The organism is Njordella calcicola (assembly GCF_056494125.1).
Map to the genome: position 1 here is coordinate 2,835,897 of NZ_CM151396.1, position 15,208 is coordinate 2,851,104.

Sequence of the window (15,208 nt, forward strand, 5' to 3'; positions counted from 1 at the left end):
CTTGGTCAGTTATGAAGCACTTAGGGATCTCTATTTCGAGAACAGTTTGCCCATACCCAGCTTCATGATGTCGGCTAGGTCAAAGTCGCCGTCGCCATCTTGATCCAGCAATCGGCCAATCATCGACCCGCCACCAGACTTCGTAATTTCTGCGCGCTCTTGTTGCAGCACATCGTCAACGTCGTTGGTGCTAGACGCTTTGGCGCGACTGGCCAGGGCGCTCATGACCATGGGACCAACGACGGCCATCAGCATACCGATTTGCTTGCTGCTCAAACCGCTGGATTTACCGATCGACTGTTCGACACGATCCTGCTTTTGGCCAAAAAGGCCACCGAGCATATCAGCGATGCCGCCTCCGCCACCAGCGCCGCCAAGTTGCGATTTGAGAATCGATCCGATATCAAACCCGCCCGCTGGTTGCGATGAATTGGTTGCTCCGAGCGAGTCGGAGGAAACGCCCAGTTTGCGACACAAGTCGTCGACGGTTGTTCCCTTGGTCGATTGCCGTCCGAGCGCTTCGATCATCGTAGGAATCGCGGCCGACAACGCGGTTTCTGTTTGTTGGCGGTCTGCACCAATTTGTGTCGCGATTTGATCGATTTTTCCGCCGCTTACTTGGCTCAAGATCATATCCAGCATACTACTACTCATAGTAGATTTCCTTCCAAAATAAAGTTGACGAGGTGTACGCGGCAACTGATGCACGCGGTGGTCCGGCGTTTCTCAGCGACCTGATTGCCGTCGACGGTCCACTCCCTGTTTTAGGACAGAATTTAGTTATAGGGGAACCCGCAGAGAAAGGAATCGATCTAGGGCACATCTGTACAAAATTAATCAGAACTTTTTGGTCGAGTAACCCGACGTTCCAAAGCAATTCCCAACAATTACCACCCGACTGAACGCTGCCTGCGCGTTGGTAACAACGGTTCTCGATAATTTGATTTGCGGTCATGACCTGTGCAGATCTGACAAAACCTGGGCAGCATGGCGTCCTCCCGTCGTCTAAAGCACGGCCAGTGGCTAAAGTGAAGGTTTCGAGCTCAGTTATTGATAATTGTTCTCTTGAGGGGCCTATCGATGGGACGACGGTGTTATTTTCGATTCAGCGTATTGCTCTTTTTCGCAGTGCTTGCGATCTACGCAGTACGGTTCACCAGTGCCGTTGCGGCTGAACCGGTGCGATTGATTTTCGATACCGACATTGGTAACGACGTCGATGACGTTCTGGCATTGGGTATGATTCATGCCTTGCAAGCGCGTGGTGAATGCGAATTGCTGGCGGTGACCATTACCAAGGACCATGAACTGGCTGCCCCGTTTGTCGATGCGGTCAATACATTCTACGGTCGAGGTGAGATTCCAATCGGAGTTTGCCGAACGTCCGGTGTCACGCCTGACGAAGGTCGCTTCAACGGGTTGGCCAAAGCGATGGACGATGGCCAACTGCGATATCCGCATGATTTAGACAGCGGCAAAGACGCGCCTCAAGCGGTTGCGTTGTTGCGAAAGACTCTTGCGCAAGCGGAAGATCAGTCTGTCGTGATCGCTCAAGTGGGATTTTCAACGAATCTTGCGGATCTTCTTGAAACCACTGGGGATGAATACAGTTCGCTCAGTGGGGTAGAACTAGTCCGCCAAAAAGTAAAGCTGATTTCGCTCATGGCCGGTGCCTTTGAGCAGATCAGGAACGACAAAGGACAACTGTACGACCACAAAGAGTATAACATCCAGATGGATATCAGATCCTGTCAAAAGCTCGCGCGGCGGACACCTGTCCCGATGGTCTGGAGCGGGTTTGAAATTGGGCTCGCATTGACCTATCCTCATGAGAGCATCGAACAAGATTACCGCTACGTGGTGCATCATCCGCTGGCGCAAGCCTATTACGCATACCAACCTCCACCGCATGACCGTCCGACATGGGACCTTACCAGCGTGCTTTTCGCTGTTCGTCCCCAGCGAGATTACTTCGATCTTTCGGAAGCTGGAGAGGTTCTCGTAGCCGATGATGCGCTGACAACTTTTGAACCCAATGAGAACGGTAAGCATCGATATTTGAAATTGAACGAGCAGCAAAAGATTCGGACTCGCGAGGCACTTGTCCAACTATCCAGCCAACCTCCGGTACCCGTAGCGAAGAAGCTTCAATGATGCGTCGGCCTAGAGTATGTGTTTGCGGCTCTATCAATATGGACTTGGTTGTGCAAACGCCGAAACTGCCGCTGCCAGGTGAAACGATTTTGGCAGACCAAGTCACCGAAGTTCCTGGTGGTAAAGGGGCTAACCAAGCGGTGAGTGCTGCGCGTTTAGGAGCTGACGTTGCGATGATTGCTTGCGTTGGAGACGACAACTTTGGCCAGCTATTGCGAGCGAATCTTGTTGCGGAGCATGTGCAGGATCGATTTATCGAAACAGTAGCGGGCGCAAGTGGTTTAGCCATCGTGGCGGTCGACCATCAAGGAGAAAACTCCATCTTGGTCGTCCCGGGTGCTAATGGACAAGTCCAGCTAACAGATGCTGCCCATTCGGCGATCGCGGAATGTGATATCGTAGTCTTGCAGTTGGAGATTCCGGTAAAGACAGTGCTCGATATCATTTCGGTAGCGACCAAGCAAAGCAAGTATGTGCTGCTCAATCCAGCGCCTGTGCCAAGCCAATGGGATTCGCGATTGTTTGCTGTGGATCTGATTTGCCCCAATCATACCGAAGCGCAGAAGATTCTGGGCATGCAGATCGTCACAACGACGGACGCACTCGACGCGGTAAAACAGTTACGCCATCTCGGTGCAAAGGCGGCGGTCATAACCTTGGGCAGCCAAGGTGCGGTGGTTGCCACGTCGGAAGAATCGATGTGGATACCTCCTTTCGAAGTGCACGCGGTCGATACGACGGCCGCTGGCGATGCCTTTGTCGGTGCGTTAGCATTTCAATTAAGTCAAAGCGTCGACTTGCCAACTGCCGCTCGGTTTGCGAGTGCTGCTGGGGCTCATGCGGCAACCATCTCCGGTGCCCAGCCCTCTTTGCCGATGCTTGCTGATGTACAACGCTTTATTGCAAACTAGGCTGCCCCCTTCCTGAAGCAAAGTCCCCTCTCCGAATAAAATTTAAATCATGCAAAAACTCGCCTCAACTGCTCGATTACTTTGTTGTATTTGTATGGTATCCCTGGTGTTGCTGGGGTGCAGTTCCAATTCCAACAACGCTCCCAATGCCAGCACTGACACAGCGCCGTCATCGCAGAAGCCAAAAGTGGCTTTGGTGATGAAGTCGCTGGCCAACGAGTTTTTTTCGACTATGGCCGATGGCGCAAGCAAGCATCAAGCGGAGAATGCGGACAAGTATGACTTGGTCGTCAATGGGATCAAAGATGAACGAGACCTCAGTCGCCAAGCTGCCTTGGTGGACGAGATGGTGGCGTCGGGAGTTCAAGCGATTGTCATAGCTCCGGCGGATTCGAAGGCTTTGATTCCGGCGCTGCGTAGAGCTCAAAAGGCAGGTTTAGTCGTGATCAACATTGATAACAAACTAGACGACGAGATCCTGGCTCAGGAAAATATGAAAGTGCCCTTTGTCGGCCCAAACAATCAGACCGGTGCTAAAGCTGTCGGCGAATATCTGGCTCAGAAATTACAGCCGGGCGATCAAGTGGTCATCTTGGAAGGCATCCGCACCAGCTTCAATGGCACGCAGCGGCGACTTGGTTTCGAACAATCGATGCAAGCTGCGGGTATAAACATCGTCGATAGCCAAAGTGCTCAGTGGGAGATGAATCAAGCGAACACAATCGCAGCTTCCATGTTGAGTGAACATCCTGAGGTCAAAGCGATCTTGGCTGCCAACGATTCGATGGCCTTAGGGGCAATTGCTGCGGTCAAGGCAGCTAACAAAACCGATCAGGTGTTGATCGTGGGATTTGATAATATCACCGCCGCCAAAGCCGCGATTGATGAAGGTAAAATGCTGGCAACTGCCGATCAACATGGCGATCAGCTCGCGATCTACGGGATTGAGTATGCGCTTGCATTGCTGAGCGATCCAAATGCAGTAGTCGCAGATAAAGAGACGCCCGTTGATCTTATCGTCAAGCAGTAAGTCAAGCGGCGGGTAAAGGCCAACAGCAACCTTATGACTGCTCTCGATCCAGTACTGACTGTTGAATCATTGTCGAAAGACTTTGCAAGTCGAGTGGTTGACGGCGTTACCCTTTCGTTTCACGCGGGCGAAATCCACGCCTTGCTTGGTGCGAACGGCGCGGGCAAAAGTACGCTGTGTCGCATGTTGTCGGGCTTGTTGGTGCCAACCTCAGGCTCGATGCGTTTGAGCGATGAAGATTACCGCCCGCAAAGGAAGTCGGAGGCAGAGCAGCGCGGCGTGCAGATTGTGCAGCAAGAGCTCACACTGTTTCCAACTCTGGACGTCGCTCAAAATCTTTTTCTCAATCGACTGCCCAACAAGTTTGGTTGGCTGCAGATCAAACGTCTTCACCATGCAGCGCGAGAGGTGCTGGATCGCTTTGGGTTGACCTCGTTGGACACACGCAGCTTGGTGAGTGAGTTAGGAGTTGGGCAGCAGCAGATGGTAGAGATTGCAGCGAATTTGTATCGCCAATGTAAGGTACTGATTCTGGATGAACCGACCGCGACTCTGACATCGCGCGAGATTGATATGCTGTTCGATCGTTTGCAAGAGGCTAAGCAACGCGGCGTTGCGATCCTTTACATTAGTCATCGTTTGGAGGAAATCACGCGACTGACAGACCGCGCCAGCTTTTTGCGCGATGGCAGACTAATCGGAACTTACTTAACCGGCGACCTCGATCACGAGCGTATGATCGAACTCATGACACCGGAAATGCCGGTAATCGGTCGCGGGGCAGCAAGCTCGGTAGCTGCGGTGCCCTCCCCTGCCAGCAAGAATAGGCTGCATAGTTCGGAGGTAGCGATGCGGGTGATGAACGTTACGAGGCTGCCACTGGTGCATGACGTGAGTTTCGAAGTCCTGCGCGGCGAAGTGTTGGGTATTGCTGGCTTGGTAGGCTCAGGACGTACAGAACTGTTGCGTGCAGTTTACGGCGCGGATCGTGCGACTTCTGGAGCAATCGATATTCCGCCTAGTGGTCAGCGAGAATTGTTTCGATCTCCGCGCGAGGCGGTGGCCAATGGCGTGGTTATGATCACCGAAGATCGCAAGGACAATGGGCTGCTGTTGAGTCAAGCGATCGTGGATAACATTGTGGTGGCGAAAATCGCTCAGCGGCAGTATCCGGCTGAACAAACTGGCGAAGGTAGATTAACCAAGGGACAGCGAGCGATACGCCATGCTCGATCTGGTTTGCCCAACGCGAGCAACGGTTGGGGATGGTACCGCCGACGCACTGCAGTGGACATCGCGGCACAGTATCGTGAACGACTGAGTATTCGCTGCAACGATGAATGGCAGAGTGCTGAAACGCTCAGCGGCGGCAATCAGCAGAAGGTTGTTTTATCCAAGTGGTTGTATGTCGGCGCGGATGTTTTCTTACTCGATGAACCAACTCGTGGTATCGACATTTCTGCACGAAGGCAAATCTATAATTTGATGAAGCAGTTGTGCGACCAAGGCAAAGCGATTGTGATGGTAAGCAGTGATATGGAAGAGTTGTTGCAAGTATGCGATCGAATCGGAGTCATGTCGAATGGGTATTGGGTGGGTGAGTTTTCTGGAGATGGGATCTCCGTAAGTGCACTTACAGAAGCCATGTTTTCGCGATACTCGCAGCGAAGTGTTCAACAGACTGGCAGCCCGAGATGAATCGTCAAATTCCTTGGTTACGTGCTATGTGGCAATATGGAGGCTTGTTGCTCGCGTTATTGATGCTGGTGGCAATCTTCAGTCTGCGGAGCAATAAATTTTTTAGTCTCACGACAGTAGCAACGATCGCTAATTCGATCCCCGATCTTACCGTCGTGGCCGTTGGGATGACCTTTGTGTTAATCATAGGTGGTATTGATTTGTCGGTTGGATCGGTCCTTGCGCTATGTTCCGGAGTACTTGCGGTACTGATGATCGACTACCATTGGTCGCTGTGGTTGGCGGCGGTAGGTTGCATGGCTAGCGGAGCAGCTTGCGGGTTGTTTAACGGAGTTGTGAGTGGCTATTTTAAGATCCCTTCGTTCATCGTTACGTTGGGCATGTTGGAGATGGCTCGGGGCGGCGCGTCCTTGGTGACCGCTTCACAGTCCAAGTATATTGGCAGTCGAGTTGAGTGGCTTGCCGAACCGATTACGGGAATGTTTGTGTCGCCGGCGTTTTTGCTTGCAGTTACGGTCGTTGTGGTTGGCCAAGTGATCTTGCATCGAACTGTGTTGGGGCGACTGGTGACAGCGATTGGAACCAATGCGGAGACTGCTCGAATGTCCGGTGTGGCCGTGTTGCCATACGTGGTCACTGTTTTTGGCATGAGCGGACTATTGTGTGGTGTGGGGGCGATCTTGCAAACTTCGCGATTGGCGACAGCGGATCCAAATGCGGGCAATGGCTTGGAGTTGGCGGCGATTGCAGCCTGTGTCATTGGCGGAACCAGCTTGCGCGGCGGGCAGGGCTCGGTGGTTAGCACTTTTTTTGGCGTGTTGATCGTTTCTGTGCTACAAACAGGCTTAGCTCAGTTGGGCGTGTCGGACCCCATGAAACGCATTGTGACCGGTGGCGTCATCGTGGTGGCGGTCCTTATCGATTCTTTGCGTCATCGAAAACGGTGAAGCAGTCCAATTCAGATAGTTGCAGCGATGGAAGTACAATACAACTCTTTGTTTGTTTATGGCTCACTGATGGGCGGTCAATCGAACTGTTCGGTGTGGCCGTTTGCGGCTCAAAGGATCGAACCCGGAACGATCGCCGCGGAAATGTACGATTTGGGGCCTTACCCAGGCATCGTCGCAGGGCAAGGACGAGTGCTTGGGGAATTGCACTGCATCGCACCGGAGCATTGGACTTCCACCATGGAAACGTTGGATTATTTCGAGGAGTACTGGCCACATGCACCGGAAAACAGTCTATATATCAGACAGTTGGTGCAAGTGACGACGCGGAATGAAACGGTCCACGCGTGGGCGTACTTTCTGGCACGCAGTAGTCTGGTGCTTCAATTAGGCAATGTCTATGCAAGCGTTCCGAGCAACGCTGATTTCTGGGGAACGCCTTGTTCCTCGTGGCGCAATCATGTCGCAGTCAGAAGCGACACGGGCCGCTAGGTGTCTTGACATTTTGGGCAAAATTTTCAAAACCACAAGCGCTTGAAGGTCCAGAATTTTCAGCTCCAAGTGGAACTTCTCCAGCAAGACATGGTAGACGTAACGATTAGGATCGCTTATAGAAGCATACTTGAAAACGTTCAAGGGAGCCGATCCAGGTCGCTTGCGACTACCGGCCGTTGTGGGAATGAGTGGCGGTTTTAGGATATAAGTAGTTCAATAATCAATGAGTGTTGCTAACAAAAAAGCTCTTGTGATCGTCGAATCACCAGCCAAGGCCAAGACGATCGCCAAATACCTGGGAAAAGGGTACAAGGTCGAGGCCTCGATTGGGCATATCCGCGATTTACCCGGCGGGCGAAAAGATCTCCCGGAGAAATACAAGTCGGAACCTTGGGCTTATTTGTGCGTCAATGTTGATCAAAATTTTGAACCGGTCTACGTTGTACCGCCCGAAAAGAAGAAACAAGTCTCGCGCTTGAAGGAAGCTTTGAAGGACGCAGACGAATTGTATCTGGCGACGGACGAAGACCGCGAAGGGGAAGCGATCTCGTGGCATTTGCATGAGGTTCTCAAACCTAAGGTGCCTGTGCATCGTTTGGTGTTTCATGAAATCACGAAGGAAGCGATCCAGAACGCTCTGCAGACGACGCGACAGATCGATGTCGGATTAGTCAAAGCGCAAGAAACGCGTCGCATCTTGGATCGCCTGTATGGCTACGATGTGTCTCAGTTGCTGTGGCGCAAGATCGCTCGCAATTTGTCGGCGGGGCGGGTACAGAGTGTCGCGGTACGTTTAATTGTCGATCGTGAACGCGATCGTATGGCGTTTCATTCCGCAACCTATTTTGATTTGAATGCGGATTTTTCGACGCGAACTGGCGCGAAATTTACAGCCAGCTTGATGGAATACAATGGCCAGAAATTACCGGTCGGGAAGGACTTTGATTCCGCGACGGGCAAGCTCAAAGATGACAAGTTCTTGTTGCTTGATCAAGCGGCTGCTGAATCGCTAAGGGATAAGATTCGCAACGGCAAGTTTCGTGTGAAATCGGTCGATGTGAAGCCATTTGTCGAGCGTCCAAAGCCGCCCTTCACAACCAGCACGCTGCAACAGGAAGCGGGCCGCAAGCTGGGCTTTACTGCCAAACAAACCATGCGGACCGCGCAGAGCTTGTATGAGAACGGCTACATCACTTACATGCGTACCGACTCCACTACGTTGGCCAAGGTGGCGGTGGATGCGGCACGAACTTTGGTTCGTTCACAGTACGGCGAGACGTTCTTGCATCCTTCCGAACGGACTTATGCGACCAAGGTGAAAAATGCGCAGGAGGCTCACGAAGCGATTCGACCTGCAGGGCATCCTTTCCAGTTGCCTGAGTCACTGCGTGGGGAATTGAATTACGATCAGTTTCGTTTGTTTGAGCTGATTTGGAAACGGACGATCGCTTCGCAAATGGCCGACGCTCGCAAACGTCGTGTAACCGTGATCGTCGAGGGCGAAGGGGCCTTGTTCCAAGCCTCCGGAACAAGCATTGAATTCGAAGGCTTCTTGCGAGCTTACGTGGAAGGCAGCGATGATCCCGAAGCCGAACTGGCTCAGAAAGAAAAACTGCTGCCGGATTTATCCCAAGATGAATCGCTGGATGTCGCCGAGATGCGTTCGCTGTCTCATACCACGCAGCCCCCTGCAAGGTTTACCGAAGCTTCGCTGACAGCCGCACTGGAAGAACGCGGGATCGGTCGCCCAAGTACGTATGCATCGATTATCGAAACGATTCAATATCGAGATTATGTATTTAAGAAAGGCCCCGCGCTGGTTCCCAGTTGGACGGCCTTTGCGGTCATTCGATTGTTGGAGGAGAATTTTTCGAACTTGGTGAACTACCAATTCACGGCTCAGATGGAAGACCACCTGGACGAGATTAGTCGCCAAGAACGCGAGAATCAGACTTACCTGCAAGAGTTTTACTTCGGCAGTACAGCGGATGGCGCCGCAGTTGGAGATCCCAAGGTCGGTGGCCTGAAGCCTCTGCTGGAAAGCAAGATTGAAGAGATTGACCCGCGCGAAGCCTGCTCGTATCTAATCGGCAAACCTGCGGCGGGCGAATTTCAGGAAGACATTCTGGTCCGCGTCGGTAAGTTTGGTCCGTTTCTAGAGCAAGGCGCTCGCAAGGCGAGCATACCGCCGGATCTTGCGCCCGACGAGATCAATGTCGAAACCGCTTTGCAGCTACTGGATCAGCAAGCCGCTGGTGACCAACCGCTGGGCATCGATCCCAAATCGGGCCATTCGATTTTCGTTAAGATCGGGCGCTATGGGCCCTATGTGCAATTAGGCGTCAAAGACGAAGATGGGTATCGCATCGCTTCGATTCCTAAAGAGCAACCGCCAGAAGAAGTCACCGTCGAACTTGCCTTGCGGTATCTTTCTTTGCCGCGCGAGTTAGGCGAACATCCCGATGGAACTAAGCTGACGGCTGCGATTGGTCGATTCGGTCCCTACGTAAAGAAGGGGTCCGAATTCCGTTCGATTCCCAAGCATATTGACGTCTACGAGATTACGTTGGAGCAGGCAGTCGAACTGGTCAACTCGCCGAAAGTCGGCCGCGGTGGACGGGTCGCGACGCCGCCAGTGAAAACGTTTGCAGAGTCACCGATCACTGGAAAAGCGATCGAAATTCGCGATGGCAAATACGGCATGTATGTCACCGATGGGGAAACCAACGCCACGTTGCCTAAGGATTCAAATCCGGAGGAGTTCACTTTCGAGCAGGCGGTTGCGTTACTAGCCGAGCGAGCTGCCGCTGCGCCGAAAAAAGGCAAGTCTGCCAAGAGCGCGAAGAAGGCGGCGAAAAAGGCTGCGAAGAAAGCGTCAAAGAAGGGCGCTAAAAAGGCGTCCAAAAAGGTCACCAAAAAATCATCTGCGAACGCGAGCCAAGCGGAAGTAGACCAAGACTCATACGAGGAAGACGATCAATAACCGCCTCCCTCGCCACACGTCGATTGGCTAAGGCAACTGCTCAGAATAATTGTACCAACGGACATCTTTGTCCGTTGAAGTATCGACTGACTTGGAAGTCCGTCGTACGGTACTCCAATTTCGAGCGATTGCCTAAGTAGATAACAACCACGCTACTTCTTGGCTTTTGAGCGACCGTTGAAGAATGACATCCAACTGGCACTGCCTGCGACGACCTTGTTTTGTGCATCAGTGTCATTGGCTTCATCTTCCGCGCCATCGGTGCTGAGCAATCGAGTTAGCTCGAGGATCGACAATGTTATCGGCGCTTTGGGTGCTTGCATGATCAAAGGCACGCCATTGTTGCGCATCTCAATCATGGTGCGGTAGTCATTCGGCACTTGATGGAACACATCGCGTCCCAACGTCTCCCGCGCTTTCTTCAAGCTGATTTGTCCGCTGTCCAAACCCATTCGGTTCACTACGACTTTAACTTTGTCGCGAATGTGCTCCATCTCTTGGAAGCTCATCAGCAACCGCACCATGTTTCGCAAGCATGGCAAATCCAGTTGTACGATCAACAGGACTTCATCGGCCAATTCAAGTGCTGTTTGATCGACCAGCGTGAAGGATTTAGAAATATCGAGAACCACGTGCGAGAACGATGCTCGCAACAGTCCGAAGACGCGACGAATGCTTTCCGATGTGATTTCAGCGCAGTCCTGCAGTTGCACTGGTCGGGGCAGCAGATGCAAACCAGAGGAATGCTTTGTTAAACTTTTTCTTAACAGTTGGAAGTCCAATCGCGCGACGTTCTCGGTCACGTCCAACAGGCTAAAGTCAGGTATCGAGTCGAGGAACACGTCCGCATCGCCCAACGCTAAATCCAAGTCGACCAACACCACGGAGTTCGCCGGGTTGGAAGCTAGATTGCAGCCAATGTTAATCGCAATGGAAGTGCAGCCGACGCCGCCGGTGGCTCCGGCCACGGCAATCATTTGGCAGTTACGCGACTTGCCGTGAGTGCTGCCGAAGCGTGCATCTTGAATACGTCGTAATGCGGAGGCCAATTCTTCCAGGTTGATTGGCAACGTTAAAAATTCTTTCGCTCCCGCACGCATCGCTCGCAGGATCGTAGGGCCTTCTAAATTTTTCGAAACAACGATCAAATCGCAGTCAGGCGTATCATGTCGCAGCTTTTCAATCAGCTTCAAAGCCTTGTCGCTATCCGAATCGATATTCAAAATACCGATATCCGGCGTAGCTTCGCTAACGACATCGGCAAAGAACTCATACCGCGAGCACTCGGCTTCTAACCAAACGATGTCCAATCCTAGTAAGATGGACTTCATTCGCTCGCGCGTATCGTCTTTTGGATCGACGATTGCTAGACGCAGAATGTTACTCATAAATCCTCAATGGTTTGCTTGCGATGATTCAATATCTGAAAAGACTTATCTAAAACCTTGCTGGCCCATGTCCGCAGGGTAGAACTGTGTCGAGCCTTGGACAGGATGTGAGATCTGCATGGCTGGCACCCCACTCATGGGCTCTTGGCAATTTTCATTGCAAGTGTTGGGAACTTCGATATAACCGCGAAGGTAAAGCTCTTTGTCGTTTGGCGAGACTGAGTTATGTCCTGGCCATGTTTGCGGAACTTCTGCCGGATCCATTCCTGCGGCAAAGTCCGGCGTGACCGTGATCAGCAATTCCACTTCGTTCTGGACTTCGCGGACATCGCGGAACATCACGCCCAGGTAAGGAATGTCCGACAACAATGGGATACCGGTCACGCGTGCTTCGGTACGGACTTGCAACAACCCAGCCAGGGCCAGTGTTTGTCCGGCTCGCATGTCGACGCCCGTTTCAACGTAGCGCGAACGCAGGCCTGGCACACTGATACCATTGACGGTCACCGATCGCGAATCATCCACTTCGCTGATCATCGGGCGGACTTCCAAGTGGATCATGCCGTCACCGCGGACCTTGGCGACGAAGTCCAGGCGTGTTCCGAACTCGCGAAACTCGACGCCGACTTGTCCCAGACCGGCTGGGACTAATACGGGAAACTCACCACCGCTGTTGAAAGATGCTGGGCGGCCGTCGACGGCCGTCAAAGTTGGATCGGCGAGCACTTTCACGAGGTTATTCTGTTTTAACAGTCGCAGATAGGAGAAGAAGGAGTTGCCACCGTTGACCACTCCTACCTTGAACGTTTCATTCCCAGCAGATGCGATAGCGCCGGTTGTGCCCCCTGGCGACAATAGACCGCTGACAGACTGTTGCACGAAATCATCACCAAAGCCCAGGCCCCAGTCGACGCCAGCCTGGCGAAGCTTGGTGCGCGACACTTCCATGATCTGCACATGCAGCATGACCGTATGCACACCTAGAACTTCGATGCGGTTGATGACGGTGGGATAGTATTGTTGAGCGATTTGGACTGCGGAGGCCACATGGATGTCGGAAACAACGCTGCCGCTCAGAATAACTGCGTTCTGAATGGGGCGGACCGAGATGGCGGATGAAGGGAATTCTGTGCGCAGAATCGACTCGAGCTCGCGTGCGTCCCCGATAACCGTAATCTGGACGTTATACACATTGCCATCGGGCCCATAGAGGTCCACTTGGCTGAAGCCGGTCGCTTTGGCTGACACCAACATTTGATCGCGACTAACAGGCTTCACTTCTAACAGAGCGTCGTTGTGGACATTAGCGCGAGTGATGTCGCCGTTGACCTTCAAGATTTGGCTTGAATTGATGATCATCTCCAGCCGCGACTCGCGTTCTTGGATGGTGACCAATCCCTGCTGAGGCTTGGATAAATCCATTCGGCCAGCTTGGTTTGCGTTCTGAGCCCAGGCCGGCTTACCGGTCAAGGTGATCAGCGCAATCATTGCCAGTGCGATTGATAGGCAGCGAGGCAAAACACTTTTCTTCATCACCATTCACGTCCCTGTGAATCGTAACCAGTTCAACGGCACAGAACCGGCCACTTGTTTATATTGCAATAACTGACGTGCGAAACCCTCGCCGCTTGTTTAGCAATTCCCCTTGGTCTTCCTTCCACGGTTGCGAGAAATGCTGGCTCACTTGAGTGAATGCCAGCAATTCGACAGCAGATCGCGCTAAGACTATGGGGTTTCCAGACTAGGATCGGCTAATGCGGGTGCCGAGTTGAAGTCGCTTTCTGTCCAATCTCGATTAGTTGGATCCCAACCAGTATTGGTCCCGGTAAACTTTCCGGGTGGGGTCGAGTTTGACTTGCCAAGAACCGCTGGAGGCATAGCGCCAACCTTGGCTCCCACTTCGACTGGCAACTCGTCGTCGTGCCAACGGTACTCATGCGCGATACCGCCGCTGTAGATTACCATTGAGTGTTGTTCTCGTTCAGCGACCGGTTCGGCGGGAACGCTAACAAACTTTTCAATGGCTGGTGGAGCTGGAATTGGTGGAGCAACGCCGTCGGGCAAAGATTGGCCACGGACGCTGTTCTCGACCCACGATAAGAACTCGGTGCCGTTGTCTGTCGAGCTATCGTCTTGCTCAGTTACATTTAAGCCGCATAAAGCCATTCTGAGTTTGCCGAGATTGGCGGCCGTAGTCAAAGCTTCATATTGGCTATCCTTGATCAGCAACTGTGCAGTTCGCGCAGAACGCTTTGCGGAATCTTCCATTTCGCGGACAGCCACACCATCGACCATCAAGACCGTTACATTTTGCAGTACACGCAGCGATCGCGTTTGCGAGATAGTGCTGCTTTTTTGGAAGTAGCCGAAAACGTCGACGTGGTCACCTGGGCGAATGTAATCGCTATCGCCGATCGGAATATCAAATACTTTGTAGCCGGCCGGAATCTTCGTCGAAACGAAATCCACGCTATTGATAATCTTGCGTTCCAATAGTGGTTCGCCAGCATACAAAGGTTGATTCGTGAATTTGCCTTCGACGTCCTTTAGCGACGTTACCGCTCCCTTTGGAACTCGATCAGCAGGCCACTTTTCCGCTTTAAAGCGTTCTCCGGTAATCTTGGCACCGTGAACGAGATTCTCCGACGCAACCAAAATTTCGGTCAGTGCGACTTGAGGGGCTGGGCCTGTTTGAGAATTCATCAGTTGCGTACCAGCAACTGCTGCAAGAGTGCCGCAGCCAAGTGCGAGCATGAGTAAAAATATCAGTTTGGTGTTCATTCGTGGACGTCTTTCTGAGTCGATTGACTGAAACGTGCTCCGCTGATTTGCATCGATGAAATCGATTCATTGACCAATCAGAGGTTTACCGCGCGTCCGTGCGAATGTGATCCTGTACGGGATCGGTAGCTATCACCAGCCTAGCTTACAAGACACCACAGAGTGATGTTTGGTAAGAAACAAGTGTGAATAGCTATCTAGCCGTCTTCCCTGTATCGAAGATCCATTCCAGTAAACTTTTGAATTTCCTAGCACACGGCCACAGACTTCGCAGACGCTAAAGTCTTCGTGACACGTTCAACTGATTTAAGCTGCGAGCGGCATTAGTTCAATTGGTCGTCCGCTTCCAACAACAAGATGTTTAACGGCTCGTTGTTGCAGAGCATTGGAATGCAGTTGACCGCATGCCATCCAGTGCTGGGCTTAATGTCGATATCTTTCTTGGCGACGCAGGGGATGGAAAGTACCGAAGGACCAGCCACTTGGCTCTTGATGTTTCCACCGATCATGTTGGTGATCTCTGAGAGAACATCGATTAAATCCATCATCACAAGATCATCGGCTGGCATGGCTAGCATGGCGGCGCCGATTTGACGTACGAGTTCTTCATTGGTCTGCACAATGACCGAGCCACGCCAAGCGCCATTGATCTTGACGCAACCGAACATCGGTTCTTCAATCTCAGTTCTGGGTTGGTCTGACACAGTCGCATCAATATTGACCATCGTGGCCATAACGCTTTGAGTGATGGATACGATATCGTCGTTACTTGGTAGCACGGTAAATCTCCGTTTTGGATTTGAAAGTTGAATTGCGAACTG

At 52.2% G+C, this 15,208-nt stretch carries 12 protein-coding genes; 7 read left to right on the forward strand and 5 right to left on the reverse strand.

Features of this window, described 5'->3' with window-relative positions; all coding sequences use genetic code 11:
- Positions 1-30: 30 nt before the first annotated feature.
- Positions 31-654: a DUF937 domain-containing protein gene (locus SH302x_RS10575; RefSeq protein WP_479368681.1), complete on the reverse strand. Its 624-nt coding sequence runs from the start codon at positions 652-654 to the stop codon at positions 31-33.
- 426 nt (positions 655-1,080) lie between these two features.
- Here SH302x_RS10575 and SH302x_RS10580 point away from each other — a divergent pair, with 426 nt between their 5' ends.
- The 7 genes from SH302x_RS10580 to topA all read left to right on the forward strand — a co-directional run bounded on the left by SH302x_RS10580 (position 1,081) and on the right by topA (position 10,218).
- Positions 1,081-2,154: a nucleoside hydrolase gene (locus SH302x_RS10580; RefSeq protein WP_479368682.1), complete on the forward strand. Its 1,074-nt coding sequence runs from the start codon at positions 1,081-1,083 to the stop codon at positions 2,152-2,154.
- Positions 2,151-3,065, forward strand: coding sequence for a ribokinase (gene rbsK, locus SH302x_RS10585; RefSeq protein WP_479368683.1), 915 nt, complete (start codon positions 2,151-2,153; stop codon positions 3,063-3,065). Before SH302x_RS10580 ends, rbsK begins: the two co-directional genes overlap by 4 nt.
- A 49-nt stretch (positions 3,066-3,114) precedes the next feature.
- Complete coding sequence (locus SH302x_RS10590; protein WP_479368684.1) at positions 3,115-4,095, forward strand: sugar ABC transporter substrate-binding protein; 981 nt, start codon at positions 3,115-3,117, stop codon at positions 4,093-4,095.
- A 33-nt stretch (positions 4,096-4,128) separates the two neighbouring features.
- The gene (locus tag SH302x_RS10595) at positions 4,129-5,793 is read left to right on the forward strand and encodes a sugar ABC transporter ATP-binding protein (RefSeq protein WP_479368685.1); all 1,665 of its coding nucleotides are present in this window, start codon (positions 4,129-4,131) and stop codon (positions 5,791-5,793) included.
- Positions 5,790-6,740: an ABC transporter permease gene (locus SH302x_RS10600; RefSeq protein ID WP_479368686.1), complete on the forward strand. Its 951-nt coding sequence runs from the start codon at positions 5,790-5,792 to the stop codon at positions 6,738-6,740. The genes SH302x_RS10595 and SH302x_RS10600 overlap by 4 nt, the downstream gene beginning before the upstream one ends.
- A 27-nt stretch (positions 6,741-6,767) precedes the next feature.
- A complete protein-coding gene (locus SH302x_RS10605) occupies positions 6,768-7,232 on the forward strand; it encodes a gamma-glutamylcyclotransferase family protein (RefSeq protein WP_479368687.1) in 465 nt (154 codons plus the stop codon).
- A gap of 226 nt (positions 7,233-7,458) precedes the next feature.
- Positions 7,459-10,218, forward strand: a complete 2,760-nt coding sequence (gene topA, locus SH302x_RS10610) for a type I DNA topoisomerase (protein ID WP_479368688.1) — start codon at positions 7,459-7,461, stop codon at positions 10,216-10,218.
- Between the two features lie 152 nt (positions 10,219-10,370).
- On the opposite strand, the gene SH302x_RS10615 is transcribed toward topA, so the two are convergent.
- The 4 genes from SH302x_RS10615 to SH302x_RS10630 all read right to left on the reverse strand — a co-directional run bounded on the left by SH302x_RS10615 (position 10,371) and on the right by SH302x_RS10630 (position 15,166).
- Positions 10,371-11,606: a CpaE/TadZ family protein gene (locus SH302x_RS10615; protein ID WP_479368689.1), complete on the reverse strand. Its 1,236-nt coding sequence runs from the start codon at positions 11,604-11,606 to the stop codon at positions 10,371-10,373.
- A gap of 45 nt (positions 11,607-11,651) precedes the next feature.
- Positions 11,652-13,139: a type II and III secretion system protein family protein gene (locus tag SH302x_RS10620; protein WP_479368690.1), complete on the reverse strand. Its 1,488-nt coding sequence runs from the start codon at positions 13,137-13,139 to the stop codon at positions 11,652-11,654.
- A 192-nt stretch (positions 13,140-13,331) separates the two neighbouring features.
- Positions 13,332-14,387: a Flp pilus assembly protein CpaB gene (gene cpaB / locus SH302x_RS10625; protein ID WP_479368691.1), complete on the reverse strand. Its 1,056-nt coding sequence runs from the start codon at positions 14,385-14,387 to the stop codon at positions 13,332-13,334.
- A 323-nt stretch (positions 14,388-14,710) separates the two neighbouring features.
- Positions 14,711-15,166 (reverse strand): chemotaxis protein CheX, encoded by a 456-nt coding sequence (locus SH302x_RS10630; RefSeq protein WP_479368692.1) that lies wholly within the window; start codon positions 15,164-15,166, stop codon positions 14,711-14,713.
- Positions 15,167-15,208 lie beyond the last annotated feature (42 nt).

Bases quoted from the DNA above. Each gene is read 5' to 3' on its own strand.
- SH302x_RS10575 (WP_479368681.1), bottom strand. From the start codon at position 654: ATGAGTAGTAGTATGCTGGATATGATCTTGAGCCAAGTAAGCGGCGGA.
- SH302x_RS10580 (WP_479368682.1), top strand. From the start codon at position 1,081: ATGGGACGACGGTGTTATTTTCGATTCAGCGTATTGCTCTTTTTCGCA.
- rbsK (WP_479368683.1), top strand. From the start codon at position 2,151: ATGATGCGTCGGCCTAGAGTATGTGTTTGCGGCTCTATCAATATGGAC.
- SH302x_RS10590 (WP_479368684.1), top strand. From the start codon at position 3,115: ATGCAAAAACTCGCCTCAACTGCTCGATTACTTTGTTGTATTTGTATG.
- SH302x_RS10595 (WP_479368685.1), top strand. From the start codon at position 4,129: ATGACTGCTCTCGATCCAGTACTGACTGTTGAATCATTGTCGAAAGAC.
- SH302x_RS10600 (WP_479368686.1), top strand. From the start codon at position 5,790: ATGAATCGTCAAATTCCTTGGTTACGTGCTATGTGGCAATATGGAGGC.
- SH302x_RS10605 (WP_479368687.1), top strand. From the start codon at position 6,768: ATGGAAGTACAATACAACTCTTTGTTTGTTTATGGCTCACTGATGGGC.
- topA (WP_479368688.1), top strand. From the start codon at position 7,459: ATGAGTGTTGCTAACAAAAAAGCTCTTGTGATCGTCGAATCACCAGCC.
- SH302x_RS10615 (WP_479368689.1), bottom strand. From the start codon at position 11,606: ATGAGTAACATTCTGCGTCTAGCAATCGTCGATCCAAAAGACGATACG.
- SH302x_RS10620 (WP_479368690.1), bottom strand. From the start codon at position 13,139: ATGAAGAAAAGTGTTTTGCCTCGCTGCCTATCAATCGCACTGGCAATG.
- cpaB (WP_479368691.1), bottom strand. From the start codon at position 14,387: ATGAACACCAAACTGATATTTTTACTCATGCTCGCACTTGGCTGCGGC.